This is a genomic window from Candidatus Accumulibacter aalborgensis (assembly GCF_900089955.1).
GTDB classification, from domain to species: Bacteria; Pseudomonadota; Gammaproteobacteria; order Burkholderiales; family Rhodocyclaceae; genus Accumulibacter; species Accumulibacter aalborgensis.
In genome coordinates, this window is record NZ_FLQX01000151.1 from 21,136 (window position 1) to 47,558 (window position 26,423).

A 26,423-nucleotide genomic window follows, 5' to 3' on the forward strand; every position below is an offset into this window, starting at 1 on the left:
TCATGCACGGCGCCAGCTTGTTCCTTTGGCGCCATCCTCGAGCACTACTCCGGCGGCCAGCAACTCGGCCCGAATCTGGTCAGCGGCCGCGTAATCCTTGCCTTTCTTGGCGGCCGCGCGGGCAGCAATCAACGACTCGATCTGCTCAACGCTTAGTTCGCCACTGCTGGTCGGCGCTGCCTGCAGGAAGGTCTGCGGGTCGCGCCTGAGCAAGCCGAGGAAGCCCGCCAAGGCGCGCAACTGGCTGGCCAGGGTGGGGGACTTGCTGCGGTTCACCTCGGCAGCCAGATCAAAAAGCGTTGCGCAGGCCTCGGGCGTGTTGAAATCATCGTCCATCGCCTGACTGAAGCGGCACGCGTGCGGTTCCTCCCAGTCAATCGGGAGAAGATCGGCATCGACTGCCTTCAGCGCGACATACAGGCGAGTCAGCGCCTGCCGAGCGTCGTCGAGATGACTATCGGAATAATTGAGCGGACTACGGTAGTGGGCGCGCAGGATGAAGAAGCGCAGCACTTCGGGATCGTACTTCTTGAGAATTTCATGGATGGTAAAGAAATTGCCGAGTGATTTCGACATCTTTTCGTCATCAACGCGAACGAACCCGTTGTGCATCCAGTAATTCACGAAGCGGCAGTCGTGCGCGCCTTCCGATTGAGCGATCTCGTTTTCGTGGTGGGGAAACTGCAGGTCCTGGCCGCCACCGTGAATGTCGAAGGGCTGGCCAAGCAGGTCGGAACTCATTGCCGAGCACTCGATGTGCCAGCCGGGTCGGCCACTGCCCCAGGGTGAAGCCCAGAATGGTTCGCCTTCCTTGGCGTGTTTCCAGAGAACGAAGTCCAGCGGGTCCTCTTTCCCCGTATCGACGTCGACCCGCTCGCCGGCCCGAAGGTCGTCAAGCGCTTTTCCCGAAAGCTTGCCGTAGCCAGGAAACTTGCGCACCGAAAAATTGACATCGCCGTTGGGCGACTGGTAGGCGAGGCCGTTTTTCTCCAGGCGACCGATCAGCTCAAGCATTTGCGGCACATACTCGGTGGCCCTGGGTTCGTGATCCGGCCTTTCAACGCCGAGCGCCGCCGCGTCGTCATTCATGAAGCCAATGAAACGGTTCGTTAGTTGGCTGATGCTTTCCTTGTTCTCGAGCGCCCGTTTGATGATTTTGTCATCAATGTCGGTGATGTTCCGGACGTAGGTCACCGCTAGCCCGCTGGCGCGCAACCAGCGTTGAACGACGTCAAAAACCACCAGAACGCGGGCGTGGCCGATGTGGCAGTAGTCATAGACCGTCATCCCGCAGACATACATGCGGGCGCAGCCGGCAGTGGTCGGGACGAAGACCTGCTTTTCCCTTGCCAGCGAGTTGTAGATTTTCAGCATTTTTCGGGCTCACGGGTGTGCTCCGCGCCAACAGGGTCGTCTGCGGAGTCCTTTGGTTTCGACGCACTTCTTGTTAGAATTGGCTGCTTGAGTGACATCCCACCGCTGCATGGCGAAGTATACCCTATTGATGCGATCGAGATCCCCGAAGCCTTTGACGGCAAGCTTGCTGGCCGCGATCCTGGCCCTGGCGCTGGGCAGCGCAGCGTCCGTTATCAGGGCCGACGACCTGCTCGATGCACAGCGTCTGCAGAAGCAGGGTCAGTTGCCGCAGGCTCTCGAAAAGGTCGATGCCGCCATTGCCAGCAAACCGAAGGATGCCCAGGGAAGATTCCTCAAGGGACTGATTCTCGCCGACATGGGACGTTCGACCGAGGCGGTTACCGTGTTTGCCAAACTTGCCGAGGACTATCCGGAACTGCCTGAGCCCTACAATAACCTCGCCGTCCTGTACGCGCAGCAGAAGCAGTACGACAAGGCGCGTACGGCCCTTGAAATGGCCATCAGGACGAATCCGGGCTATGCGGTGGCCTATGATAATCTGGGCGACGTCCACGCCAAACTCGCCAGCCAGGCTTATGAAAAGGCTCTGCAACTGGACGCATCGAACAAGCTCACCCGCTCCAAGCTGTCGATGATTCAGCAACTGGTCAATACCTCGACCAGCGCAGCGATCAAACAGGGCGCCGCGCCGCGCTCGACCGCTGAAGGTGACAAGGCGGTCGCAGTGGTGGTGGCACCGCTTGCTGCCGCAAGGCCAACCGTCGCCCAGACGGAAAAGCCCGGCGAGAAAGCGCTACACGACGCCGAGGCGGCCAGAGGCGATTTGTCGACGAGCACCTCGCCAGTGGGTTCCGGTGATGAGGCTGCGGTCAGCAAAGCCTTGCAGGAGTGGGCCGGTGCATGGTCACGGAAAGACGTCAGCGCTTATCTCGGCTACTACGCATCTGACTTCCAGACGCCGAACGGGGTGTCGCGCAAGGCGTGGGAAGCCGAACGTAGCCAGCGCATCGGCAAATCCGACAAGCTGCTGATCGAGGTCGATGAGCTCAAGGTGTCGTTCGACGGTGACAAGGCGACCGTGCGGTTCAAGCAGCATTACAGCTCGCCAACGGCCAAGGGTTCGGTGGGCAAGACAATTATCTTCGTCAAGGCTAGAGGTAGATGGCTGATTCAGCAGGAGCGCGTTGGATGACCCGCGCCACGTCCGGGCTACTCGCCCTTTTCGCCGGCACTCTGTTCTCCTGTGCTGTCGTGGCCGCACCGACGGTCGAAATACAGACCAGTACGGGGAACATCGTGATCGAACTCGATGCCGAGAAAGCACCGAAAACGGTCCAGAACTTCGTTCAGTACGTTAATGAGGGTTTCTACAACGGAACGGTTTTCCATCGCGTCATCCCGGACTTCATGATCCAGGGCGGCGGTTTCACGGCCGACATGGAGCAGAAGTCGGCTCCGCGAAAGGTGGAAAACGAAGGCAGGAATGGCTTGAAGAACGATCGCGGCACGATCGCCATGGCCCGCACTGCCGACCCGCACTCGGCAAGTTCACAGTTCTTCATCAATCACCGGAACAACGCCGCACTCAACTATCCATCGCCTGATGGTGCGGGCTACGCGGTCTTCGGTAAGGTCACACAAGGCATGGACGTGGTAGACAGGATCGCCAGGGTGGCGACCGGTAACCGTTCGATGCACCAGAACGTCCCTCTTGAACCGGTCATCATTCAGTCGGTCAGGATCATTCCCGAGAAAAAACAAGGCAAGCCATGATCAAACTGCACACCAATTTCGGCGTGATCGGTATCGAAGTCGATTCCGAGAAGGCCCCTCTGTCGGCTGGAAATTTTCTCGCTTACGCCGAGGCTGGGCACTACGACAACACGATTTTTCATCGCGTGATTCCGGGCTTCATGGTCCAGGGCGGAGGCTTTACGCCGGGCATGAAGCAGAAGCCGTGCGGCGCGCCGATCAAGAATGAAGCGGACAACGGTCTCAAGAACGATGCCTATACGGTCGCCATGGCGCGTACCGCCGACCCTCACTCGGCTACGGCACAGTTCTTCATCAACGTGGTGAACAACGACTTCCTCAATTTCCGTGCCGCGAACGCGCAGGGCTGGGGTTACTGCGTTTTCGGCAGGGTTGTCGAGGGAACCGAGGTCGTCGACAAGATCCGGGCCGTCAAGACGGGCACTTCCGGTTCTCACAGCGACGTGCCGGCAGAGGACGTGGTGATCGAGCGCGCCGAAGTCTGCTGACGCGCGCTTTGTCGATCTCTTGGTGCCCGCTGCGAAGTCTGTAGGCTCTTGATCCTGTTCACTTCCGACCTGCATCTCGCGCCGCAGGTGCCGGGCGTCACGCGCATCTTCCTTGATTTCCTCGCCGGTCGCGCGCGTGCTGCGGAGCGCTTGTTCATTCTCGGCGACCTGTTCGAAGCCTGGCCGGGCGATGACTGTCTCGACGACCCCGATGACGCATTCGCCGCGGCGATCGTCGACGCGCTGCGCGCGCTGGTGGCGGCTGGTGTCGAGGTATCGGTGATGCATGGCAATCGGGATTTTCTGCTCGGCGGCACCTTCGCCGCCCGGAGTGGTGCGCACCTGCTGCCGGACCCCTATGTTCTCTCGCTGCCTACCTGGCAGTTCGTTCTCTCGCATGGTGATGCGCTGTGCACCGACGACCATGAGTATCAGGCATTTCGGGCGCTCGTTCGCCCGCCGTCCTGGCAGACTGCCTTTCTGGCCAGGCCGCTGGCTGAGCGCAGGGCGATTGCCATGGCGCTGCGCCAGGGAAGCGAGAACGCCAAGCGCGCCAAGGCCGGCTACCTGATGGACGTCAATTCCGGCACGGCCGACGATTTCCTGCGCGCGCATGGCTACGCGACCTTGATCCACGGTCATACGCATCGTCCCGCGACGCACGATCACATCGTTGATGGGATCCACGTCGAGCGTTGGGTGTTGTCGGACTGGAACGATGGCGCGGGAGAGTGTCTGTCCTGGAACGGCGACGCTCTCGTCCGGGAGCCCCTGAGCTGATGCGACTCCCCGCATCGGCCGGGGGGACGTCTGTGACCCGTTCGCCTTCGGACAGGATCATGCGTCCTTACCGGCCGGCCCTGGACTTGTGCGGGCGATGAATGTTTCGGTTGACCTCTTGCGCCGCGTTTTCGGCTACGCGTCTTTTCGTGGTCAACAGGCTGAGATAGTCGACCAGATCGTCGGCGGTGGTGACGCACTGGTGCTGATGCCGACCGGCGGCGGCAAGTCTCTTTGCTATCAGATTCCAGCGCTGTTGCGGCCGGGGGTTGGCGTCGTCGTCTCACCGCTGATTGCCCTCATGCAGGACCAGGTCGACGCCTTGCTGCAGGTGGGCGTCAAGGCTGCGTTCCTTAACTCGTCGCAGGATTTTCGCTCGCTGGTCGACACCGAGCGGCGCTTGCTGCGCGGCGAGCTGGATTTGATCTACGTGGCGCCCGAACGGCTGCTTACCGACCGCTTTCTCGGCCTGCTCGAGCAATTGATCGCGCGCGACCAGGTCGCCCTTTTCGCGATCGACGAAGCGCACTGTGTTTCGCAATGGGGGCATGACTTCCGGCCGGAGTATATCCAGCTCTCGCAACTTCACGAGCGCTTTCCCGGCATTCCGCGCATTGCGCTGACGGCGACTGCCGATCACCTGACCCGGCAGGAAATCATCACCCGCCTGGGTCTCGAGGAAGCGCGGCTGTTCGTTGACAGTTTCGATCGGCCCAACATTTGCTACACGATCGTCGAGCGGGACAACCCGCGCAAACAACTGCTTAGTTTTCTCGCTGCCCATCATGGTGCGGCCGGAATCGTCTATTGCCTGTCACGCCGCAAGGTTGATGAGACCGCGGTCTGGCTCAATGCACAGGGAGTGACTGCCTTGCCCTACCATGCCGGGCTGGCGGCCGCCGATCGCCAGCGTCATCAGCAACGCTTCCTGCGCGAGGATGGCCTGGCGATGGTGGCGACCATCGCCTTTGGCATGGGCATCGACAAGCCTGACGTGCGTTTCGTCGCCCACCTCGATCTGCCCAAAAGCCTCGAAGCCTATTACCAGGAAACCGGGCGTGCCGGCCGCGACGGTGAGCCATCGGAAGCCTGGATGACCTATGGGCTCAACGATGTGGTCATCCATCGCCAGATGATCGAGGACTCTTCGTCGCCCGCCGAACAGAAACGCGTCGAACGACAGAAACTCGACAGCATGCTCGCTTACTGCGAATCGGCCAAGTGCCGCCGCGTCGTCCTGCTCAACTATTTTGGCGAGGAAGCGACGCCTTGCGGAAACTGCGATGTCTGTCTCCAGCCCCCCGTGCTCTGGGACGGGACGGTGGCGGCACAAAAGGTCTTGTCGGCCGCCTTGCGTACCGGCCAGCGTTTCGGGGCAGGGCACCTGATAGACATCCTGCGCGGCAAGCCCACGGAAAAAGTGCAGCAGTTTGGCCACGATCGCCTGCCGACCTTCGGGGTCGGCGCTGAGTTGGACGACATGGGCTGGCGCTCGGTCTTTCGGCAACTGTTGGCCGGCGGTTTGCTTGCCGCGGACGCCAGCGCTTACGGAGCGCTGAAGCTGACCGACAGTGCGCGGCCAGTGCTGAGAGGGGAGGTTCAGCTCAATCTCCGGCGTCAAAGCGCTCGACCAAAGGCCAAGGGGGCAAGGGCGAAATCGGTGCCGAGCAGTGTTCCGGGGACCCATGATTCACCCCTGTTTGCCAGGCTGCGCCACTGGCGGAGCGAAAAGGCGCGCGAGCAGGGGGTTCCGGCCTACGTCATTCTGCACGATCGTACCCTGCACGAGATAGCCACCTTGCTCCCCGACTCACCACAGGCCCTGCTCGCCGTACCGGGCATCGGGTTGGCCAAGGCAGACCGCTACGGCGAGGCATTGCTGGCCATTGTCGCCGGAGCAGACTGACGAGGGACCGTGCGCAGCGCCTGCCGGCCAGTCCGGCAGCAGGTCCAGCTCTTGCGACGCCCATCGGTGTTAGAATCAACGGCTTTGCACCACTGCGTGTACGGGAATCGTCATGATCTTTGCCGCCTTGCTCGAAGCGGAAATCGAACGTAACGTCGCTGCTGCGGTAAGTGAGGATGTCGGGAGCGGCGACCTCACCGCGCAACTGGTTCCCGCTGACGTGGTCAGTCGCGCTCAGGTCATTGCGCGTGAGAACGCAGTCCTCTGTGGAAGCGCCTGGTTCAATCGTTGTTTCACGAAGCTCGATCCGACGATCACCATCATCTGGAAGGTGGACGATGGTCAGCGCGTGGCGGCAGGTCAATTACTCTGCGAAATCGAGGGTCCGGCCCGCGCGCTGCTGACTGCCGAGCGCAGTGCGCTCAATTTTCTCCAGTTGCTCTCCGGGGTAGCCACCAAGGTCGGGCAGTATGCCGAACTGGTCGCCGGAACCCGGGCGCAGGTGGTAGACACGCGCAAGACGATACCCGGTCTGCGCCTGGCGCAGAAGTACGCGGTCAGATGTGGCGGCGGCGGCAATCACCGCCTCGGTCTCTATGACGGGATTCTGATCAAGGAAAATCACATTCTCGCTGCCGGCAGCATTGCCGCGGCATTGACCGCCGCCAGGCAGCTTGCGCAGAGCGCGGCCGGCAATTGCCAGTTCATCGAGATCGAAGTCGAGACCCTGGCCGAGTTGCGGCAAGCCCTCGATGGCGGCGCGGAAATGGTCCTGCTCGACAACATGAGCCTCGACCAGATGCGTGCCGCCGTCACGATCGCCGACGGCCGAGCGGTACTCGAAGCGTCGGGCAATGTCAGCCAGGATACCGTGCGTGGCATCGCCGAGACCGGCGTGGACCGGATCTCCGTCGGCGGTTTGACCAAGGACGTTCGGGCTCTCGACCTGTCAATGCGTTTTCTGGCCTAGTTCGCCCGCCGTTATATAATCTGACACGAGCGATACGAAAGCAGGCTGTGGTCTGCGCAAGACGAGAAAGGGTGATTCGATGCTGTTTGCTCTGTTTTACGTATTGGCGATCACGATCCTGATCATGCACTTCACGGGATTTCTGGCTCGCCATAATCTGGAATGGCTGGTACTACTGCTCGCCGCCGCCGTCTTTCCGGCCGTCATCTACCTCTAGGCGGTAGATCAGGATTCAGCTCTTTGCAGTCGCTTTATGCATCCACCTGTTGCTCGATGAATCGCTTCACGGCATCGACACTGGCATCGATCACCTCGACCCGCTGCTGCAGGTCCTCGATGCCTTGCAGTCCGGCAGGTCTTTCTGGTTTGCGGCCAAGTGCCTCGACCATCGTTTCTTCGAACTTCGCTGGCAAAGCGGTCTCCAGCACGACCATCGGCATTTCCGGTGTCCTCATGGCGCTGCCGACCTTCAGTCCATCGGCAGTATGCGGATCGATCATCAGGCCGTACTTCTCGAACGTATGCCGAATGGTGGCCAGACGATCGGCGTGCGAGCTGGTGCCCGAAACAAAGCCGAATTCGGACAAGCGGGCGAAGAATGGCGTGCCGGAGAGGTCGAAACTGCCGCCCGCGTCGACCTCGGCCCATAATCTGCGAATCACTGCCGGATCGCGTCCCACGAGATCGAAGGCGAAGCGCTCGAAATTGGAGGCCTTCGAGATGTCCATCGAAGGGCTCGATGTGGTGCAGGTTTCGGCGGTGGCACGAGGGCGGTAGACGCCGGTACGGAAGAATTCGTCGAGCACGTCGTTCTCGTTGGTTGCCAGGACCAGTCGGCCGATCGGCAAAGCCATCATGCGCGCGATATGGCCCGCGCAGATGTTGCCGAAGTTACCGGAAGGCACGGCAAAAGCGACCTGTTGATCGTTGCTGCCACCCATGCCGCCGGTCGCCGCGAAGTAAGCCTTGAAGTAGTACACCACCTGAGCCGCCACACGCGCCCAGTTGATCGAGTTGACGGCGCCGATTTTGTACCTTGCCTTGAAGGCGTGGTCGTTGGAAACCGCCTTGACGATGTCCTGGGCATCGTCAAACATTCCGCGCACGGCCATGTTGTAGATGTTGGCGTCGGGCAGCGAATACATTTGTGCCCGTTGAAACGGGCTCATCCGCTCGTGCGGTGAGAGCATGAATACGCGCACACCTTGTTTCCCGCGCAGCGCGTATTCGGCAGAGGACCCGGTATCGCCCGAAGTGGCGCCGAGAATGTTGATGGTTTCACCCTGTCTGGCGAGAACGTACTCGAAAAGATGACCGAGCAACTGCATGGCCATGTCCTTGAAGGCCAGTGTCGGGCCATTCGACAGTTCGAGGATCGCCAGTCCGCCTTCGCCACGGGCCGCGTCCGGCCTTTCCAGCCAGCGCAAGGGAGTGATCTCGCTTGCATCGGCAGGGACCCGCCCGTGCCCGTACACCTCAGCCGTATAGGTCCTGGTGATCAGCGTCTTGAGATCGGCCGGCGGGATATCGTCAATGAACTTGCTCAGCACGGCGTACGCCAGCTCGGCATAAGGCAGTGCCCGCCATTGGTCAAGTTCGCCAATGCTGACCTGCGGATAGGACTCCGGTAGGTAGAGACCGCCGTCCGGCGCCAGGCCGCCGAGCAAAATATCGGTAAATGTCGGGCCTGACGACTGCTGTGTTTGGGATGAAGGACCGCGAGTCGAGATGTAGCGCATGGCGATGACCGTAAGGGTGGCGCGGAGAAATACTGGCGAGCCGTCAGTTTACCACGCCCGGTCTCCTGTGCAGGAGCCGTGCCGGGCAGCCGCCCAATGAAAGCTCAAGCGGTCACGACACAGTTCTTGCCCGCACGCTTGGCGGCATAGGTCGCCGTGTCGGCACGCACGATCGAGTCGGCCAACGATTCGCTCAGGTCCTGGAGCACGACGCCGGCGCTGAAGGTCACTACGACGTCGCGACCCGGAACAGCCCGGGCAGCGAACTGACGCTGGAAGCGGGAAATTGCCGCTGCCGCCTCCGGCAGTGCGGTTTCGGGCAGCAGCACGACAAACTCCTCGCCGCCGAAACGGCACAGGATATCCGATGGGCGCAGAGCGGCGCGCAATCCCGTGACCAGGTGAACAAGCGCTTCGTCACCCGCCTGGTGGCCCAGGGTATCGTTCAGGTGCTTGAAGTCGTCAAGGTCGATCAGGGCGAGAGCAAGTCGGCTGCCGTGTCGCCGAGCGCGAGCCACTTCGCGCCGGTAGGCATCTTCAAAACCTCGGCGATTGAGCGCGCCTGTCAAGGCGTCGGTAAAGGCAGCTGCGCGGGCTTCGCTCAAGGCTTCTTCAAGTTCGCCGATGCGCGCTTCGGCAGCCCGCAGGTTCACCAGCTCCTCGCCAGGTCTGCTCACCCCGCCGTGTCGAACATGCGTGTGGCTGCTGGCCGTAGGCGAAACGGCGCGCGCCTGCCCGAACAAGCGCATGGCGAAAGAACGACGGTGCAGCCGGCGCGACGCGTGGCGGGACGAATGAACGAGGGGTAACTGATCGTGCTTGAACATTTTTCTTGCTCCGTCGGATATGCCGGTGAAGCTGGCGATACCCCTAGAAACGGACGCTGTTCACGGATCTTGAGACTTTTTTCTCGAAGTCAAAGCAAGGTTCTGTTTACAATCCATAAAGCGCGCTGGCCGCGATCAGAGCGAATTCCTGTCCGGCCCGGTAACCGATAGCGAACGAAGCAGAGCGACCACGAACAGCAGCATTCCGGTCGCTGCCAACCAGATTCCAGCGCTCACTCCCAGCGCCAGCAAGACACCGCCCAGGACAAACAACAGCGAGCGTGATGCGCCCCCGGCAGACAGTGCCGCCCGCATTCGGTCGCGGACCGGCGTTCGCTGGCCGGGGTGATACCACACGGGAAGCAACTGCGACAGCGCGCCGGTGATCAGTGGCAGGAGGAATCCGACCACAAACGCCGGCACGGCGTCCTGCCCAGCGAGAACACCGACGGCATGGGCCGCACCGAGCATGACCAGCAGCAGAAAACCCGACAGGGCCGCGACCAGGCCCGCGGCTGCACCATCCTCGACCAGCGTCCGCCAGGAATAGCGCCGCAACCACGAGTGAGCGGCGTTAAGGGCGACAGAGCACAACATGACGGCACCCGCGAGCGCGAGCGGCCGCCAGAAGGCGGCGCCGATGGCGATAGCCAGGACAGAGCTTGCGGCGACCGGCAACTCACGCCGCAGCCTTGCCGCGGCATCGGCGTCAGGCCCGCTCAAAACCGTTGGCAGCAAGACCTGCAGGGTGCCCAGAGCGGCCAGGCCGATGAAGCCAAGGGTATTCAGATGCAGATGCAGCAGGCGCATCTCTGTTCTCATCGCCGGCCACCAGGTCATGGCCGGAACAAGAATCAGCGCCATGCAGAGGGAGGTGACGGCCGCGAGATACCAGCGCCAGCCAGGGTGCGGTCGGCCAAGCGTGTGTCGGGCACGCACGACCAGCCAGCCGGCAAGGATCAGCGCGATCAGCAGGGCGCCACCCGCCGCCAGGGGCAAGCTTCCCGTTGCCAGTTGGCCACTCAAGCCGAAAAAGGCTAGCGTGCCTGCCAACTGGAGGAGCAGTGGTGCCAGCAGCAGACTTCTGGGTGCCTTGCCACTGCGTGTCAGGACGGGAACGAAATGCGTGATGGCGCCAAAGATCAGCGGCGCGATACCGACCGCGAAGACCAGATGAGCCAGCGCCGGCCGCGTCGGGTGGCCAAGACACAGGAGCAGGAGGGCAGCCACGAAAACGACGACGGCCGATAGACCCAGGTAGATCAACACGCCGCTAGCCGAGAGAAGAAGGCCTTGGGCAGGCTTGGCAGCAGCGGGGGTCTGGCGCCCAATCGCCTGCTGCTGGGGTCAAGCCTGGCGGGTGAAATCGATGACGATGGCCCCGTACTCGCGCTGCACGTAGTTGATCGTCAGCGCATCGCCATAGCGAGCCTGGAGTTGGCCGAGCAAGGGCAGCGGGTCGTGGTCGTTGCAGAAGCGCATCGTTTCACCGACAACCAGGGCATCAAGGGCGCCGAATATTGCCGCATGGCGAAAACGCTTGGCGACGCCGCGGGCATCGAAGGGATAGATGGCTTCCTGAGTGGGTTGGTCGCAAGCATGCATGGAGTTCTCCGCAGAAAAATGGGGTTAGGGGGAGTCGCATTCTGGAAGGCTTCAGGTCCCGTGTCTTTGATGTGGACAAGCGATTGACTTTGACCGCCACATCCGCCGATACTCATAGCGCGGTCGTTGACTCCCGACTTCAATGTCATGGGCGCTGGGAGGGCTTCCGCATCGACAAACGGTGCGAAAATTCACGGACTTTCCTGTTTTCCCTTGCTAGTCTACAGCCGATATTGCTGTCGACGGCACGAATGGTGTTCTTATGATGCGCTGGCGAAATTTCTGTTCTTTGGCGGTGTTGGCGGTACTCTCCCTGGGCCAGTTGTCTTCGGTGCTAGCTGCCGAGCGCAGAGTCGCCCTGGTGATTGGTAACGCCAAGTACAAGGAAGCTCCGTTGACCAATCCGGTGAACGATGCGCGCGACATGGCGGCAGCCCTGCAGCGCACGGGTTTTGAAGTGATCATGGCGCTTGATGCCACCCAGAAGGAAATGAACCGCGCGATTGCCAAGTTTGGTGATCGCCTGCAGCAGGATACGGTAGCCCTGTTCTATTACGCCGGGCATGGCATGCAGGTCCGCGGCAAGAACTACCTGATTCCGATTGATGCCGAGATCAAGAGTGAATCTTCGGTGCGCGTTGAGTCTGTCGATGTCGACGGCGTGCTCGACCAACTCAGCACCAGCGACTTGAACGTCGTCATCCTCGACGCCTGTCGCAATAATCCTTTCGAACGTCGGGCCAACCGCAGCGTGGGGGCGTCTGGTCTGGCGCAGATGGAGGCGCCCAAGGGCAGCATGATCGCCTATGCTACGGCACCAGGGAGGACGGCAGCGGATGGCGATGGCCGCAACGGGCTGTACACGCAGGAACTCCTGAAACAGGTACAGGTGCCAGGCCTCACCCTCGAGCAGGTGTTCAAGAACGTACGCCGGGAAGTCGCCAAGGCGACTCGTGATGCACAGATTCCCTGGGAATCGTCATCGATGACCGGCGACTTCTATTTTAACCCCGGCGCGCATCAACCGGCGGCGGTCGCCCAGCAGGCTGCGGTACGTCCAGTCGACAGACCGGTCAGCGCCGCCCCCGTGCCGGCACCGGCGCAGGCGGCCACTGCGCCGGCCAGCGTGCCAGCGCCGCCTCAAACGGCGCAGCCTCAACCCACCGCAGCGGTGGAGCCGGCGGAGGCGTCGGCACCACGCTCCAAGCCGGAAATGCTGGCGGTCGTGTCCGTATCGCCGCCGCCTGCTCCTGGACCAGCGGCCAGCACGACCAAATCGGAGCAGCCTGCTGCGGCGACGGAGCGCGTGATCAAGACCGAGGCATTCACCGCGACCGGCAAACTGACGCTGGATGGAGCGAGCGGTGCGATGACCGGCGAAGGGATCATCGAGTGGGCAAATGGTGACCGCTACGAGGGGACCATGGAATCTGGCCGGAAACACGGCAAGGGCATCTTCACCTGGCGCAACGGGCAGCGTTACGACGGCGAGTGGGCCGATGACCTGATCAATGGCAAGGGCGTGCTCCACTACACCAACGGTGATCGCTACGAAGGGACCTTCAAGGATGGCGAGCCGCACGGCACCGGGACCTATACCTTGCGCAACGGCGATTTCTATACGGGTGCCTGGCTCAATGGCAACAAACATGGTTTCGGCCGCCTGACCTGGACCTCCGGTGACTACTGGGAAGGCGAATTCCGCGATGGTCAGCAGACCGACAATGGGCAGTTGCAGTCGAGCCAGTCGCGGGCCGAGAAGCACGCCGAGAAAGCGGTCGCCCCGCCGGACAAGGATGCCGTGAAAAAGAAGGGCAAGTAAGGCGAGGCAAGCCCGAGAGCCGAAGCTTGTCGCCCGCCCGGACCCCGATTGAGTACGCACCGAGGCTTGGCCTGATGCCCCTTGCCGGCCGCTGCCAGTCGCGGCACCGAGTCGGCGCGACAATAGCCATGGAGATAAGAATGGCCAGCTCATCGACAGCCAGATTTTGCTGGGCAGACCCCCTGCTCCTTGACGCGCAGTTGACCGAGGACGAGCGAATGCTGCGCGATGCGGCGCGCGACTACTGTCAGGGCAAATTGCTGCCGCGCGTCCTGGAGTCGTTTCGTCACGAGCGAAACGATCCCACGATCTACGTCGAGATGGGCGCGATGGGCCTGCTTGGCACGACGATTCCGATCGAGTACGGCGGTTCCGGCCTCAACTACGTGAGCTACGGTCTCGTCGCGCGAGAGGTCGAACGCGTTGATTCGGGCTATCGGTCGATGATGAGCGTGCAGTCGTCCCTAGTGATGCTGCCGATTCACGCCTTCGGTACCGAGTTGCAGAGGCGCAAGTACCTGCCGAAACTGGCGACCGGCGAGTGGATCGGCTGCTTCGGTCTTACCGAGCCTGATCACGGCTCGGATCCCGGCAGCATGGCCAGCCGGGCACGACGGGTGGATGGCGGCTATAGCCTGTTCGGCAGGAAGATGTGGATCACCAATTCGCCGATCGCCGACGTCTTCATCGTCTGGGCGAAGGACGACGCGGGCGCGATTCGTGGCTTCGTGCTGGAGAAGGCGATGCCGGGTCTTTTCACTCCGACGATTCACGGCAAGGTCGGCCTGCGCACGTCAATCACCGGCGAGATTGTGATGGACGAGGTGTTCGTCCCCGAGGAGAACGCTTTTCCGGACATTCGCGGACTCAAGGGGCCTTTCACCTGCCTCGATTCGGCGCGCTACGGCATCGCCTGGGGTGCGCTCGGTGCCGCGGAGTTCTGCTGGCATACGGCGCGTCAGTACACGCTGGACCGCAAGCAGTTCGGTCGCCCGCTGGCCGCCAACCAGTTGATCCAGAAGAAGCTGGTCGACATGCAGGCCGAGATCACGCTCGCCCTGCAGGGTTGCCTGCGCCTTGGGAGGATGAAAGACGAAGGTACGGCCAGCCCCGAGATCACCTCAATGATGAAACGCAACTCGTGCGGCAAGGCGCTCGCCATTGCCCGTACGGCGCGCGACATGCTCGGCGGCAATGGCGTCTCGGACGAGTTCGGCGTCATCCGCCACATGGTGAACCTCGAAGTGGTCAATACCTACGAAGGGACCCACGACGTCCATGCGCTGATCCTCGGTCGGGCGCAGACCGGCATTGCCGCCTTCTGACGCGACAGTAAATTTAACTGGCGAGATTGACGAGCAGGCGCTCTATTTGGCCTGGCCGACGATGTACTCCACTGCCGCCTTGATTTCGCCATCGCTGAGGTCGGCAGCGCCGCCCTTGGCAGGCATCGCGTTCTTGCCGTTGGTCGCGCTCTTGATCAGTGCCGGTATGCCGGTGGCGATACGCGGCGCCCAGGCGGCCTTGTCGCCCGTCTTCGGGGCACCGGCGGCGCCGCTGGCGTGGCAGGCCATGCAGACCGAGTTATAGACAGTGGCACCGTCGCGCGGCTTGCCATCGGGCTTGGCGGCAACTGCCTTGGCCAGTTCTACCTTCGCCACCGGCTGGATACGGGCATCTGCGTCGTCGGCACTGCCCGGCTTGGCACCGCCCTTGCCGAGCATCGACAATGGCCAGATGACGACGATCAGAATGATGGCGATAACGATCGTGATCATCAGGATCGCCCGTGACGAGTGCTGTTCTTGAGCCATGCCAAAATCCTTGGTGGTCCGCGGGGTAAAGGGTGAATTGTACCGCTCTTTGGCGCTGCCTAGAAGTGCCAGGGGGGGTGGACTCCCCCGAGCAAACCGGTTAAGCTTGCCAGCCTGCACGCGCCCGTAGCTCAGTTGGATAGAGTACTGCCCTCCGAAGGCAGGGGTCGGACGTTCGAATCGTCTCGGGCGTGCCATGAATTCAATGGCTCAGGTCATCATGGCATGACATCCCCGAGTCTGTAGGGAATCCGGACGGAATTTCGCTCTTCAGGGCGACCACAAATATCCCCAATGTGTGCCACATACCCGCTGGCAGCGTGCTGTCGGCGCAAAAGGCCACACCTTCGGGTGTGGCCTTTTGCTGTCTGGAGACTGAAGGCGTATCTGGGCCTGCATCGATGGTTTCAACCTCTACTACGGTATCCATGATTCCGGGTGCAAATGGCTGAAGGGGTGGATGTCAAGCAAACGGGACTCCCTCGCTTTGGCCAATATCAGGCCCTTGGCGTTGACTACTCGCCAAGTTCCTCCAGAGCCTTTGCTCGGGTTCAGGTGCCGTGTCATGCGGATGGCGCTACGCTAGGTCGTCTATCCGCAAGGTATGCGCGCCTCCAGGCATTGGCCCCGAGAAGCGAGGGACACTCATATTCCACAGTCCTGGCCATCATTGCTTTGGATTATGCCGGATGTTACGGTACGGATGTTACGGTACATTTGCGGAGCGTCGTGTTTGTGGCTCCTCCTCGCCAGAATGCTTGTCCCAACGAAGGCCTGTTCTCCTGATCGTGGTCAATTGCCGCCGACAGTGGTGTAGCCAACGGGCGCGGGGAACGATCATCGTCAGCTCTTGTGAGCGCGCGATTCAACGGCAGGGAGGGCGGCGGCTATCAGTGCCCTCCGAACAGTGCCAACCCGCTATGATGCAGCAGAACAAGACCACCCTCCGGTGGCAAGAAAAACGACTGAACTCGACCATGTCCAACCCCTTCTTTGACCACCCGATTCTCAACTCTCCCTACGACTGCCCGGTGAAGCACTGGGGTCAGGTGGAAGCCGTGGAAACCGCGATCTGGCTCACCGAGGTCGCGCCGCAGTCCAGACACGGCAAACGCGTTCTCGACCATCTCGCTGCGGCGAACAGGGACGCCAATCCCGAGTTGATGCGCCTCGCTCTGAAACTGGCCACCGGCGCCGGCAAGACCACGGTCATGGCCATGCTCATCGCCTGGCAGACGATCAATGCGGTGCGCCGACCGGGCAGCAAGAGCTTCACGCGCGGCTTCCTGATCTGCGCTCCCGGTCTGACGATCAAGGATCGCCTGCGCGTCCTGCAGCCGAATGACCCGGACAGCTACTACAAGGACCGCGAATTGCTGCCCGGCGACCTGCTCGACGACATGAGCCGCGCCAAGATCGTCATCACCAACTACCACGCCTTCAAGATGCGCGAGCGCATCGAGATTTCCAGGGGTGGGCGGCAACTCCTGCAGGGCCGCACCGGCGATGAACTCAAGACGCTCGAAAGCGAAGGCCAGATGCTCCAGCGAGTGATGCCCGACCTGATGGGAATGAAGAACATCCTCGTCATCAACGACGAAGCGCATCACTGCTACCGGGAAAAACCGAAGGACGCCGATGACGAGGACCTGAAAGGCGACGACCGGAAGGAAGCCGAGAAAAACAACGAAGCCGCCCGCCTGTGGATTTCGGGCCTCGAAGCCGTCAACCGCAAGCTCGGTACGACCCGCGTCATCGACCTGTCGGCGACGCCATTCTTCCTGCGTGGCTCCGGTTATGCCGAGGGCACGCTTTTTCCCTGGGCGATGAGCGACTTCTCGCTGATGGACGCCATCGAATGCGGCATCGTCAAGCTGCCGCGCGTACCGGTGGCCGAGAATATTCCCGGCAACGAAATGCCGATGTTCCGCAACCTCTGGGAGAACATCAGCAAGGACATGCCCAAGAAGGGCCGTGGTCAGAGCGAAGACCTCGACCCCCTCAAACTCCCGACCCGCTTGCAGACAGCACTGCAGGCGCTCTATGGGCACTACGAGAAGACCTTCAAGCTGTGGGAAGCGAAGGGCATCAAGGTGCCGCCCTGTTTCATCGTCGTTTGCCAGAACACCGCCATTTCCAAGCTGGTTTACGACTTCGTCTCCGGCTTCCAGCGCAGGAATGACGACGGCACGACGACGCTGGAGAACGGGCGCCTGCCGCTGTTCCGCAATTTCGACGAAACCACCGGCAACCCGCTGCCCCGCCCGAACACGCTGCTGATCGACAGCGAGCAACTCGAGGCCGGCGACGCCCTCGACGACAACTTCCGCAGCATGGCGGCGGACGAGATCGAGCGTTTTCGCCGCGAGATCGTTGAGCGCTCCGGTGATGCCCGTTCCGGCGACCACATCAGCGATCAGGAGTTGCTGCGCGAAGTCATGAACACCGTCGGCAAGCCCGAGCAGCTTGGCGGCGCCATCCGCTGCGTCGTCTCGGTGTCTATGCTCACCGAAGGCTGGGACGCCAATACCGTCACCCACGTGCTCGGCATCCGCGCCTTCGGCACCCAGTTGCTCTGCGAGCAGGTCATCGGCCGGGCGCTGCGCCGCCAGTCCTACGAATTGAACGAGGAAGGGCTATTCAACGTCGAGTACGCCGACGTCTTCGGCATCCCCTTCGACTTCACCGCCAAACCGGTCATTGCGCCACCGCAGCCGTCGCGCGAGACGGTACAGGTCAAGGCCGTTCGCCCCGAGCGCGACGCGCTCGAAATCCGCTTTCCCCGGGTCGAGGGCTATCGCGTCGAGTTGCCCGAGGAACGGCTGATCGCCGACTTCAACGACGAATCGATCCTGGAACTCAGCCCCGACCTGGTTGGCCCGTCGATTACCCGCAACTCCGGCATCATCGGCGAAGGCGTGGACATGAGCCTGCAGCACCTCGGCGACATGCGCCCCTCGACGCTCGTTTTCCAGGTGACCCAGCGGCTGCTGTACACCAAATGGCGCGATCCCGGCGAGGAGCCCAGGCTCTACCTCTTTGGCCAGCTCAAGCGCATCACCCGGCAGTTCCTCGGCGAACGCCCGATCAAGGCGCTGCTCGACCCCTACAACCCGACCGGATCGACCACGCACGTCCGCTTCAACACCTCGAAGCCCGACCGCTGGGAGACGAGTTCGCAATCCTGCCACATCAACTGGGTGATCCTCGACAGCGACTGGGAGGGCGAATTCTGCCGCGTTGCCGAGTCGCACCCCAAGGTTCGCGCCTATGTGAAGAACCACAACCTCGGCCTGGAAGTGCCGTATCGCTACGGCTCCGAGACGCGCAAGTATCTGCTCGACTTCATCGTGCTCGTGGAGGATGGCCACGGCCCCGATGACCTGCTGCATCTCGCGGTCGAGATCAAGGGCTACCGGCGCGAGGACGCGAAGGAGAAGAAATCGACCATGGACACCTACTGGGTGCCGGGCGTAAACCATCTCGGCAGCTATGGCCGCTGGGCGTTTGCCGAGTTCTGCGAGGTTTACCAGATCGCGTCCGATTTCAAGGCCAGGGTCGAGGGCGAGTTCGCCAGAATGATCGAATCGGTTGCAGAATAAATGGAGCATTTGCTGCGACATTTCAGGCGACACATTTTTTTGCGCAAAATCCTATATTGATGAAAAATAAACACAGTTTGCAATAAAGCGGCGGACATTATGAACGACAAAATATTGCTCAAAGACTGTTCCGACCTCTCTCGCAGGATTGACACCGACCGCTTCGGCCCCTTCGTCTTCCAGCCCGGATTCACGGTGGCGGCTGTCGAACTGGCGCTCCACCGCGTCGAAGACGCGCACGCACGCTTCGTCGCCTCCCCTCTTTCGCAGGTGGCGAACCGATTGCAGCAGGAGATCCTGGTCAGCAGCGTGTTCGGCACCAACACTATCGAGGGCGGCACGCTGAGCGAAGAAGAAACCGCCAGTGCCCTGACCCTCGATCCTCGCCAGGTGCAAGCGGTCGAGCAACAACGCGCACTCAACATCAAGGCCGCCTACGACCTGTCCCAGGCTGCCGCAAGAACCCCTGGCTGGTCGCTGACGACAGAATTCATCGTCGACCTGCATCGACGGATCACCGCGGATATCCCGGACGAAGACAATCGCCCCGGCCTGATCCGCGACAACCCGAAAACCCGCGTCACCTATGTCGGCGACGCCGCGCATGGCGGCCGCTACAAGCCGCCGCAATACGGCAAGGACATCGAACGTCTGCTCTCTGCGCTGATCGCCTGGCATGGCGAGCTCGAAGCGGCTGGTGTTCCGGCGCTGATCCGCGCGCCGCTCGTGCATCTCTACTACGAACAGATTCATCCCTTCTGGGATGGCAATGGCCGCGTCGGTCGCGTCATCGAAGCCACCTTGCTGCAGGCCGCCGGTTACCGCTACGCCCCCTTCGCCCTGGCGCGCTACTACCTGCAGAATATCGACGCCTACTTCGCACTCTTCAATGCTTGCCGCAAGGCCGCCGAGAAAGGGCGAGACGCCCCCAATCAGGCTTTTGTCGACTTTCACATCGAAGGGATGCGCCAGACGATCAATACGCTGCATGATCGCGTCAATCGACTGGTCAACATGCTGCTCTACGAGAGCAGGATCCGCCGCGCCCTCGACGACAAGCGAATCAACGCCCGGCAATACACGATTCTTTCGATGCTGCTGGATCGTGGGCGACCGCTGCCCCTCGACGAAGTCCGGCACGCGCCCTGGTACACCAGCCTCTATCTGAAGCTCAACGACAAGACGCGCCAGCGTGATCTGCACCGCCTGCGGGAGCTGGGACTGGCTTTCCTCGGTACCGACAACGCGCTGTGGCCAGGCTTCGTCGTCCCCACGAACATCAAGCCGCTGGGGAAGCCGGAATCACCGTAATGCGACCAGCAAACGGTCATGACTCTGCAAGACACCCGCGATCATGGAAGTCATGACCGTTTCCCTCACCCCCGACCCCTCTCCCGCCAGCGGGCGAGGGGCGATTCGCGAGTCGCTTGCGCGACTTCCACAGTAGGGCATGACCATGGCCAGACCCAGCAACGCCAAGACCGTCGAATCACTGACCCATGACGAGGCTCGGCGCAAGAACATCCCGACCGCCGAATACCAGTCCGTGCTGCCGACCGAGCAGCAGCAGCCGAAGCAGATCGGCTACCCGCGCCCCGACGCCGACAAGCTGGGCAAGGAGAAGTCGGCCAGAAATCGCGACCTCGACCCGCAGCTCGTCTGGCGCGGCAAGGACGAGCAGGACTGGAGCGACCTCGTCGTCTCGGCGCCACCGCTCTACATCCAGGAGAAGGTGCACCCCAAGGTGCTGATCGACGATCTGCTGCGCAGCACGAAGGAGCGCAAGCACGAGGCCGGGCAGATCACTGCCGATCTCTTTGCCGACTTCAACGGCATTCCCAAGGGTGCCGACAAGACCGATTTCTACCAGCACGACCAGAACTGGACCAACCGCATGATCCTCGGCGATTCGCTGCAGGTCATGGCCAGCCTCGCCGAGCGCGAAGGCCTGCGCGGCAAGGTGCAGTGCATCTACCTCGATCCGCCCTATGGCATCAAGTTCAACAGCAACTTCCAGTGGTCCACCACCAGCCGCGACGTCAAGGATGGCAACGCCGGCCACATCACGCGCGAGCCGGAGCAGGTCAAAGCGTTTCGGGATACCTGGCGGGATGGGATTCACAGCTACCTGACCTACCTGCGGGATCGGCTGACCGTGGCGCGGGATTTGCTGACCGAGTCGGGGTCGATCTTTGTGCAGATTGGCGATGAGAACGTGCACCGGGTGCGGGCGGTGATGGATGAGGTGTTTGGGGAGCATAACTTCATCAGCCAAATTACAGTCCGCAAAACGACCAGCGAAGGAAACACCTTGCTCGGTGCCACATGCGATTTCGTACTCTGGTTCGGAAAGCACAAGGAGGCGACAAGAGCGCGAACGCTCTACGCTAGCCGCAGCGAGGATTCGGAAGGGCGCTATACCTCAGAGTATTTCGACGGCTCATTTTACCGACTGGATAATGTCACCAGCTCACGTCCGGCCGGCGATGGCGACGTGACCAATTTTCAGTGGTTTGGCGAAGAGCACACGCCTGGCAAAGGCACGTTTAAGACCAAGGAATCGGGCCTCATTCGCTTGGGAAAAGCCGACCGTTTTGTCGTCACAAAGAACGGCAAACTCAACTATCGCAGGTCTCAAGCAGATTTTGGATACGGCGCGATGGGAAACCTTTGGGCAGACATTAGCGGTGCTGTACAAAGCAGGTCCGATCCCAAGATCTATGTCGTTCAAACCTCGACGAGCATCGTCGGGCGTTGCTTGCTACTGGCCACCGACCCCGGCGACCTAGTCCTCGACCCGACCTGCGGTTCCGGCACCACCGCCACCGTCGCTGAGCAATGGGGCCGCCGCTGGATCACGATCGACACCTCGCGCGTTGCACTCGCGCTGGCCCGCGCCCGCATCATGGGCGCACGCTATCCGTTCTACCTGCTTGCCGACTCCCGCGAAGGCCAGCTCAAGGAAGCCGAAGTCACCCGCAGCGCGCCGAGCACGCAGCCGGTGCACGGCAACCTCCGCCACGGTTTCGTCTATGAGCGCGTGCCGCACATCACGCTCAAGTCGATCGCCAACAACGCCGAGATCGACGTCATCTGGGAGCAGTGGCAGGGGAAGCTCGAACCCTTGCGCGAAGCGTTGAACGCCGCGCTAGGGAAGACCTGGCAGGAGTGGGAGATTCCGCGCGAGCTTTCAAAATCCGTTCGCCCTGAGCTTGTCGAAGGGCGCGCTTCGACAGGCTCAGCACGAACGGCTGAGGAACTTCACCGTGACTGGTGGCAGGCGCGCATCGCGCGGCAGAAGGAAATCGACACCTCGATCGCTGCCAGGGCCGATTTCGAGACGCTCTACGACAAGCCCTACGAGAACAAAAAGTGCGTGCGCGTCGCCGGCCCCTTCACCGTCGAGAGCCTGTCGCCGCACCGCATGATCGGCGTCGACGAGGACGACGAACTGATCGACGGTTTCCAGGAAGACCGCGCCGAGTACAGCGCCCGGCAGTCCTTCCCGCAGTTGATTCTCGAAAACCTCAAGACCGCCGGCGTGCAGCAGGCGCATAGGGAGGACCGGATCAGCTTCACCGCGCTGACCCCGTGGCCGGGCGAAGGGGCGATCTGCGCCGAAGGGCGCTATCTCGAAGGCCAGGAAGGTGAAATGCGCGAGAAACGTGCCGGAATCTTCATCGGCCCCGAGTTTGGCACCGTGCAGCGCAGCGACCTGGTCGAAGCCGCCCGCGAGTGCGGCGAAGCCGGCTTCGACGCGCTGATCGCCTGCGCCTTCAACTACGAGGCGCACGCCACCGAGTTCAGCAAACTGGGGCGAATCCCGGTGCTCAAGGCGCGCATGAACGCCGACCTGCACATGGCCGCCGACCTCAAGACCACCGGCCAGGGCAATCTCTTCGTGATCTTCGGCGAGCCGGACATCAGCCTGCTACCGCAGGACGACGGCAAGCTGTGCATCAAGGTGAACGGCGTCGATGTCTTCAAACCGCAGACCGGCGAGGTGGTCAGCGACAGCACCGATGGCATCGCCTGCTGGTTCATCGACACCGACTACAATCAGGAAAGCTTCTTCGTCCGCTACGCCTACTTTCTCGGCGCCAACGACCCCTACAGCGCATTGAAAACCACGCTCAAGGCGGAAATCGACCCCGAAGCCTGGGCCAGCCTGAACAGCGACACCTCGCGTCCGTTCGAGAAGCCGAAATCAGGGCGGATCGCGGTGAAGGTGATCAATCATCTGGGCGATGAAGTCATGAAGGTGTTCAAGGTGTGAGGCCGCAACTTATAGCGAGTTTATCTTGTTATACTTAAAATAAGATATAACCACTAATAACTCTGTAGAACATGGACCCGATCACGAACCCATTTTCCCCTGGCGCCGGTTCGCCACCGCCCGAACTGGCCGGGCGCGGACCGATACTCGAGGAGGCCCGCATCCTGCTGGGCCGTATTCGATTAGGGCGGCCAGAAAAGAGTCTGTTGCTGACCGGCTTGCGCGGTGTCGGCAAGACGGTGCTACTCAATGAAATTCGCCACATGGCTCGGGAGACGGGCTATCGCACGGTGTTCATCGAGGCGCACGAGGACAAGCCGCTCGGTCCGCTGATTGCATCGCCGTTGAAGTCGGTGTTTTTCGAACTGGATCGAATGGCACAAACGGGAGATCGCGTGAAACGCGGCTTGCGGGTGCTGCGCAGCTTTCTCGGCGGCTTGAAAGTGAAGCTGGGCGAGATTGAAATCGGGCTGGACATCGAGCCTGAAACCGGCGCCGCCGACAGTGGCGACATTGAGATTGATCTGCCCAATCTTTTCGAGGCACTGGGCGATGCGGCCAAGGAAAAGAACAGTGCCGTTGCTGTCTTGATTGACGAAATCCAGTATCTCCAACCCAAGGAGTTGGGGGCTTTGATCATGGCCATGCACCGCATGCAGCAGCATCAACTGCCTGTGCTTCTACTTGGCGCGGGCCTGCCGGTGCTGCCCGGACTGGCCGGGGAGTCGAAGTCCTACGCGGAACGCCTGTTCGCGTTCCCTGATGTCGGGGCACTCTCCAAAGAGGATTCGATCAGGGCAATCAGCGAACCTGCCCTAGCCGCCGGTGTGGAAATCAGTCAGGAGGCGCTTGAGGAAACCTGGCGCCTGACGAAGGGGTATCCGTATTTCATTCAGGAATGGGGCTATCAGACCTGGAATCTGGCACAGAGCAGTCCGATAGCCAAATCTGTTGTCGAGTCGGCTGCGGCTACCGCGATACAGCGGCTGGACCAGAACTTTTTCCGCGTTCGCTTTGATCGGCTGACGCCCAGCGAGAAGAACTTCCTGCGTGCCATGGCGGAACTGGGGCCGGGGGCGAGCCGTACCGGCGATATTGCCGCTTGTCTCGGGGTGAAAGTAACCAGTATCGGACCGGTCCGCTCCAAACTGATCAGGAAAGGCATGATCTACAGCCCGGCTTACGGCGACATGGCCTTCACCGTGCCATTGTTTGATGAGTTCATGAAACGAGCCATCCCGGACTTCCACCGCAAAGGCTGATGCGACATGGAATTCCGCATCGCCGACACCTTCACCGATAGCCTGGCGCGGCTGACCGGCGACGAGCAGCGAGCGGTCAAGACCACCGCCTTCGACCTGCAGCTCAACCCGGCCAACCCCGGCATGAGCCTCCACAAGCTGGACAGGGCGAGGGACAGGAATTTCTGGTCGCTGCGGGTCAGCAGCGACATTCGCCTGATCGTGCACAAGAGCGATGCGAGCTTCCTGCTCTGCTACGTCGACCACCATGACCGGGCCTATGACTGGGCGGAACGGCGCAAGCTGGAGACGCACCCGAAGACCGGCGCCGCGCAATGGGTCGAAATCCGCGAGACCGTGCAGCAGGTGTTCGTACCGGTGTATGTGCAGGCGGAACTGCCGCTCGCCCCGCCAGCCGCCCCGGTGCTGAAGCTGCTGTTCGCCGGCCGGAGTGACGACGAACTGCTGGCCTACGGCGTGCCCGCCGAGTGGCTGGACGACGTCAGGCAGGCAACGGAGGACACGCTGCTGGCCTTGTCCGACCATCTGCCTGCCGAGGCGGCCGAGGCCCTGCTGGAACTGGCGACGGGCGGCAAACCGCGGGTGCCGACACTGCCGCCGGCAACCACCAACCCCTTCGACCATCCGGACGCGCAACGCCGCTTCCGGATCATGACCAACGTCGAGGAACTGCAGCGCGCTCTCGATTACCCGTGGGAAAAGTGGACGGTCTTCCTGCACCCCGAACAACGGCAGTGGGTCGAGCGTGATTACGCCGGGCCGGCGCGGGTTTCCGGCTCGGCGGGCACGGGCAAGACCATCGTCGCCCTGCATCGGGCGGCATTTCTCGCGCGCACGCACGCCGATGCCCGTGTGCTGCTGACGACTTTCTCCGACGCGCTGGCCAGTGCCCTGCACACCAAGCTGCGGCGACTGCTCGATCATGAGCCACGCCTTGCCGAACGCATCGACGTTCATTCGCTCAATACCATCGGTCTTCGTCTCTACAAGGCGCACATCGGGCCAGCGGCGATTGCCAGCCGCGAAATGGTCCGCGAAGTGCTGAATGAGGCGGCGCGTGCCGTAGCCAACCACAAGTTCGGCCAGCACTTCCTGCTGGCGGAATGGGAGCAGGTGGTCGATGCCTGGCAGTTGTCGACCTGGGAGGACTACCGCGATGTGGCCCGGCTGGGCAGGAAGACCCGGCTGCCGGAGGCGCAGCGCGCGCTGCTGTGGTCGATCTTCGAGCGCGTTCGTTCGGCCTTGCACGAACGCAAGCTGGTCACCCACGCCGAGCTGTTCACTGCGCTGGCCGCCGTGCTCTCGACGAGCACGCACCCAGCATTCGACTTCGCAGTCATCGATGAGGCGCAAGACATCGGCGTCGCCCACCTGAGATTTCTGGCGGCACTCGGCGGTCACCGGGCCAACGCGCTGTTCTTCGCCGGCGACCTCGGGCAGCGCATCTTCCAGCAGCCCTTTTCCTGGAAGTCGCTGGGCGTGGACATCCGTGGTCGGTCGCGCACCCTGCGCGTCAATTACCGGACTTCGCATCAGATTCGCACGCAGGCCGACCGCCTGCTGGCATCGACGGCCGCCGACTGCGATGGCAACAGCGAGGAGCGCAGCGATACGATTTCGGTATTCAACGGACCGCCGCCAGCGATTCAGACTTTCCGGGATGAAGGCGAGGAAACACGCGCCGTCGGCGCCTGGATCGCCGAGCGTGCCTGGGCGGGCGTGCTGCCGCATGAGTTCGGCGTGTTCGTCCGCTCGGCGGCGCAGTTAGCACGTGCCGAAGAAGCGGTCCAGCGATCGGGACTCGCCTACAGGATTCTCGATGAACACGTCGAAACGGTCAGCGGGCACGTGTCGATCAGCAGCATGCATCTCGCCAAGGGCCTGGAGTTCCGCGCCGTGGTGGTGATGGCCTGCGACGACGAGGTCATCCCGCTGCAGGAGCGCATCGAGACGGTCGGTGACGATGCCGACCTGCAGGAAGTCTACGACACCGAACGCCACCTGCTGTACGTTGCCTGCACCCGCGCGCGGGATCATCTGCTGGTGACGAGCGTGGCCCCTGGGTCGGAGTTTCTTGACGACATGCGGATGGATGGGGATTCGCGAGTCCGGAAGGTCGGGGGCTGGATTTCTGGCAAGTGATCGCGGGGCAACAAGCATCAGGAGACTGCATCAAGAGTTG

Annotated in this window: 20 protein-coding genes and 1 tRNA gene; 15 read left to right on the forward strand and 6 right to left on the reverse strand. The window is 61.9% G+C overall.

All coding sequences use genetic code 11. The annotated features are described in order from the left end of the window. A complete protein-coding gene (cysS, locus tag ACCAA_RS19055) occupies positions 1–1,374 on the reverse strand; it encodes a cysteine--tRNA ligase (RefSeq protein ID WP_186408834.1) in 1,374 nt (457 codons plus the stop codon). Between the two features lie 166 nt (positions 1,375–1,540). Between cysS and ACCAA_RS19060 the strand changes: the two genes are divergently transcribed. From ACCAA_RS19060 to ACCAA_RS19090, 7 genes are all read left to right on the forward strand, one after another. Beyond that, the gene (locus ACCAA_RS19060; RefSeq protein ID WP_245754686.1) at positions 1,541–2,569 is read left to right on the forward strand and encodes a nuclear transport factor 2 family protein; all 1,029 of its coding nucleotides are present in this window, start codon (positions 1,541–1,543) and stop codon (positions 2,567–2,569) included. Beyond that, a complete protein-coding gene (locus tag ACCAA_RS19065) occupies positions 2,566–3,150 on the forward strand; it encodes a peptidylprolyl isomerase (RefSeq protein WP_186408836.1) in 585 nt (194 codons plus the stop codon). The genes ACCAA_RS19060 and ACCAA_RS19065 overlap by 4 nt, the downstream gene beginning before the upstream one ends. Then, positions 3,147–3,638, forward strand: a complete 492-nt coding sequence (locus tag ACCAA_RS19070) for a peptidylprolyl isomerase (protein ID WP_186408837.1) — start codon at positions 3,147–3,149, stop codon at positions 3,636–3,638. Before ACCAA_RS19065 ends, ACCAA_RS19070 begins: the two co-directional genes overlap by 4 nt. 48 nt (positions 3,639–3,686) lie before the next feature. Further along, positions 3,687–4,418: a UDP-2,3-diacylglucosamine diphosphatase gene (locus ACCAA_RS19075; RefSeq protein ID WP_186408838.1), complete on the forward strand. Its 732-nt coding sequence runs from the start codon at positions 3,687–3,689 to the stop codon at positions 4,416–4,418. Between the two features lie 97 nt (positions 4,419–4,515). Further along, the gene (recQ, locus tag ACCAA_RS19080) at positions 4,516–6,324 is read left to right on the forward strand and encodes a DNA helicase RecQ (protein ID WP_186408839.1); all 1,809 of its coding nucleotides are present in this window, start codon (positions 4,516–4,518) and stop codon (positions 6,322–6,324) included. 112 nt (positions 6,325–6,436) lie between these two features. After that, on the forward strand, positions 6,437–7,294 hold the full coding sequence (gene nadC / locus ACCAA_RS19085; protein ID WP_186408840.1) for a carboxylating nicotinate-nucleotide diphosphorylase: 858 nt from the start codon (positions 6,437–6,439) through the stop codon (positions 7,292–7,294). Between the two features lie 79 nt (positions 7,295–7,373). Continuing rightward, positions 7,374–7,511: a hypothetical protein gene (locus ACCAA_RS19090; RefSeq protein WP_186408841.1), complete on the forward strand. Its 138-nt coding sequence runs from the start codon at positions 7,374–7,376 to the stop codon at positions 7,509–7,511. A 34-nt stretch (positions 7,512–7,545) separates the two neighbouring features. Here ACCAA_RS19090 and thrC read toward each other — a convergent pair whose 3' ends face one another. The 4 genes from thrC to ACCAA_RS19110 all read right to left on the reverse strand — a co-directional run bounded on the left by thrC (position 7,546) and on the right by ACCAA_RS19110 (position 11,465). Further along, positions 7,546–9,033: a threonine synthase gene (gene thrC / locus ACCAA_RS19095; RefSeq protein ID WP_186408842.1), complete on the reverse strand. Its 1,488-nt coding sequence runs from the start codon at positions 9,031–9,033 to the stop codon at positions 7,546–7,548. A gap of 104 nt (positions 9,034–9,137) precedes the next feature. Beyond that, positions 9,138–9,860 carry a GGDEF domain-containing protein gene (locus tag ACCAA_RS19100; RefSeq protein ID WP_186408843.1) on the reverse strand — a complete coding sequence of 241 codons (723 nt, stop codon included), beginning with the start codon at positions 9,858–9,860 and terminating at the stop codon, positions 9,138–9,140. 135 nt (positions 9,861–9,995) lie between these two features. Continuing rightward, complete coding sequence (locus tag ACCAA_RS19105) at positions 9,996–11,129, reverse strand: hypothetical protein (protein ID WP_186408844.1); 1,134 nt, start codon at positions 11,127–11,129, stop codon at positions 9,996–9,998. Positions 11,130–11,207: 78 nt separating this feature from the next. Next, on the reverse strand, positions 11,208–11,465 hold the full coding sequence (locus tag ACCAA_RS19110; protein ID WP_186408845.1) for a DUF2249 domain-containing protein: 258 nt from the start codon (positions 11,463–11,465) through the stop codon (positions 11,208–11,210). 262 nt (positions 11,466–11,727) lie between these two features. Between ACCAA_RS19110 and ACCAA_RS19115 the strand changes: the two genes are divergently transcribed. Next, a complete protein-coding gene (locus tag ACCAA_RS19115; protein WP_186408846.1) occupies positions 11,728–13,287 on the forward strand; it encodes a caspase family protein in 1,560 nt (519 codons plus the stop codon). Positions 13,288–13,427: 140 nt separating this feature from the next. Continuing rightward, a complete protein-coding gene (locus ACCAA_RS19120; RefSeq protein WP_186408847.1) occupies positions 13,428–14,612 on the forward strand; it encodes an acyl-CoA dehydrogenase in 1,185 nt (394 codons plus the stop codon). A 42-nt stretch (positions 14,613–14,654) separates the two neighbouring features. Here ACCAA_RS19120 and ACCAA_RS19125 read toward each other — a convergent pair whose 3' ends face one another. Then, on the reverse strand, positions 14,655–15,101 hold the full coding sequence (locus tag ACCAA_RS19125) for a c-type cytochrome (protein ID WP_186408848.1): 447 nt from the start codon (positions 15,099–15,101) through the stop codon (positions 14,655–14,657). A gap of 120 nt (positions 15,102–15,221) precedes the next feature. Between ACCAA_RS19125 and ACCAA_RS19130 the strand changes: the two genes are divergently transcribed. The 6 genes from ACCAA_RS19130 (at position 15,222) to ACCAA_RS19155 (ending at position 26,383) form a co-directional block, all read left to right on the forward strand. Continuing rightward, positions 15,222–15,298 (forward strand) — tRNA-Arg (locus ACCAA_RS19130). Between the two features lie 780 nt (positions 15,299–16,078). Continuing rightward, positions 16,079–18,703: a BPTD_3080 family restriction endonuclease gene (locus ACCAA_RS19135; RefSeq protein ID WP_186408849.1), complete on the forward strand. Its 2,625-nt coding sequence runs from the start codon at positions 16,079–16,081 to the stop codon at positions 18,701–18,703. 99 nt (positions 18,704–18,802) lie between these two features. After that, complete coding sequence (locus ACCAA_RS19140) at positions 18,803–20,014, forward strand: Fic family protein (protein ID WP_186408850.1); 1,212 nt, start codon at positions 18,803–18,805, stop codon at positions 20,012–20,014. A 145-nt stretch (positions 20,015–20,159) separates the two neighbouring features. Next, positions 20,160–22,979, forward strand: coding sequence for a site-specific DNA-methyltransferase (locus ACCAA_RS19145; RefSeq protein ID WP_186408851.1), 2,820 nt, complete (start codon positions 20,160–20,162; stop codon positions 22,977–22,979). A gap of 71 nt (positions 22,980–23,050) precedes the next feature. Further along, entirely contained in the window at positions 23,051–24,241 is a 1,191-nt protein-coding gene (locus ACCAA_RS19150; RefSeq protein ID WP_186408852.1) for an ATP-binding protein, read from the forward strand. Positions 24,242–24,247: 6 nt separating this feature from the next. Then, positions 24,248–26,383: a UvrD-helicase domain-containing protein gene (locus tag ACCAA_RS19155; RefSeq protein WP_186408853.1), complete on the forward strand. Its 2,136-nt coding sequence runs from the start codon at positions 24,248–24,250 to the stop codon at positions 26,381–26,383. Positions 26,384–26,423: the final 40 nt, after the last annotated feature.

What these genes read in the sequence shown, in the direction of transcription:
- cysS (WP_186408834.1), bottom strand. Translation starts at nt 1,374, where the DNA reads ATGCTGAAAATCTACAACTCGCTGGCAAGGGAAAAGCAGGTCTTCGTC.
- ACCAA_RS19065 (WP_186408836.1), top strand. Translation starts at nt 2,566, where the DNA reads ATGACCCGCGCCACGTCCGGGCTACTCGCCCTTTTCGCCGGCACTCTG.
- ACCAA_RS19070 (WP_186408837.1), top strand. Translation starts at nt 3,147, where the DNA reads ATGATCAAACTGCACACCAATTTCGGCGTGATCGGTATCGAAGTCGAT.
- recQ (WP_186408839.1), top strand. Translation starts at nt 4,516, where the DNA reads ATGAATGTTTCGGTTGACCTCTTGCGCCGCGTTTTCGGCTACGCGTCT.
- nadC (WP_186408840.1), top strand. Translation starts at nt 6,437, where the DNA reads ATGATCTTTGCCGCCTTGCTCGAAGCGGAAATCGAACGTAACGTCGCT.
- ACCAA_RS19090 (WP_186408841.1), top strand. Translation starts at nt 7,374, where the DNA reads ATGCTGTTTGCTCTGTTTTACGTATTGGCGATCACGATCCTGATCATG.
- thrC (WP_186408842.1), bottom strand. Translation starts at nt 9,033, where the DNA reads ATGCGCTACATCTCGACTCGCGGTCCTTCATCCCAAACACAGCAGTCG.
- ACCAA_RS19100 (WP_186408843.1), bottom strand. Translation starts at nt 9,860, where the DNA reads ATGTTCAAGCACGATCAGTTACCCCTCGTTCATTCGTCCCGCCACGCG.
- ACCAA_RS19110 (WP_186408845.1), bottom strand. Translation starts at nt 11,465, where the DNA reads ATGCATGCTTGCGACCAACCCACTCAGGAAGCCATCTATCCCTTCGAT.
- ACCAA_RS19115 (WP_186408846.1), top strand. Translation starts at nt 11,728, where the DNA reads ATGATGCGCTGGCGAAATTTCTGTTCTTTGGCGGTGTTGGCGGTACTC.
- ACCAA_RS19120 (WP_186408847.1), top strand. Translation starts at nt 13,428, where the DNA reads ATGGCCAGCTCATCGACAGCCAGATTTTGCTGGGCAGACCCCCTGCTC.
- ACCAA_RS19125 (WP_186408848.1), bottom strand. Translation starts at nt 15,101, where the DNA reads ATGGCTCAAGAACAGCACTCGTCACGGGCGATCCTGATGATCACGATC.
- ACCAA_RS19135 (WP_186408849.1), top strand. Translation starts at nt 16,079, where the DNA reads ATGTCCAACCCCTTCTTTGACCACCCGATTCTCAACTCTCCCTACGAC.
- ACCAA_RS19140 (WP_186408850.1), top strand. Translation starts at nt 18,803, where the DNA reads ATGAACGACAAAATATTGCTCAAAGACTGTTCCGACCTCTCTCGCAGG.
- ACCAA_RS19145 (WP_186408851.1), top strand. Translation starts at nt 20,160, where the DNA reads ATGGCCAGACCCAGCAACGCCAAGACCGTCGAATCACTGACCCATGAC.
- ACCAA_RS19150 (WP_186408852.1), top strand. Translation starts at nt 23,051, where the DNA reads ATGGACCCGATCACGAACCCATTTTCCCCTGGCGCCGGTTCGCCACCG.
- ACCAA_RS19155 (WP_186408853.1), top strand. Translation starts at nt 24,248, where the DNA reads ATGGAATTCCGCATCGCCGACACCTTCACCGATAGCCTGGCGCGGCTG.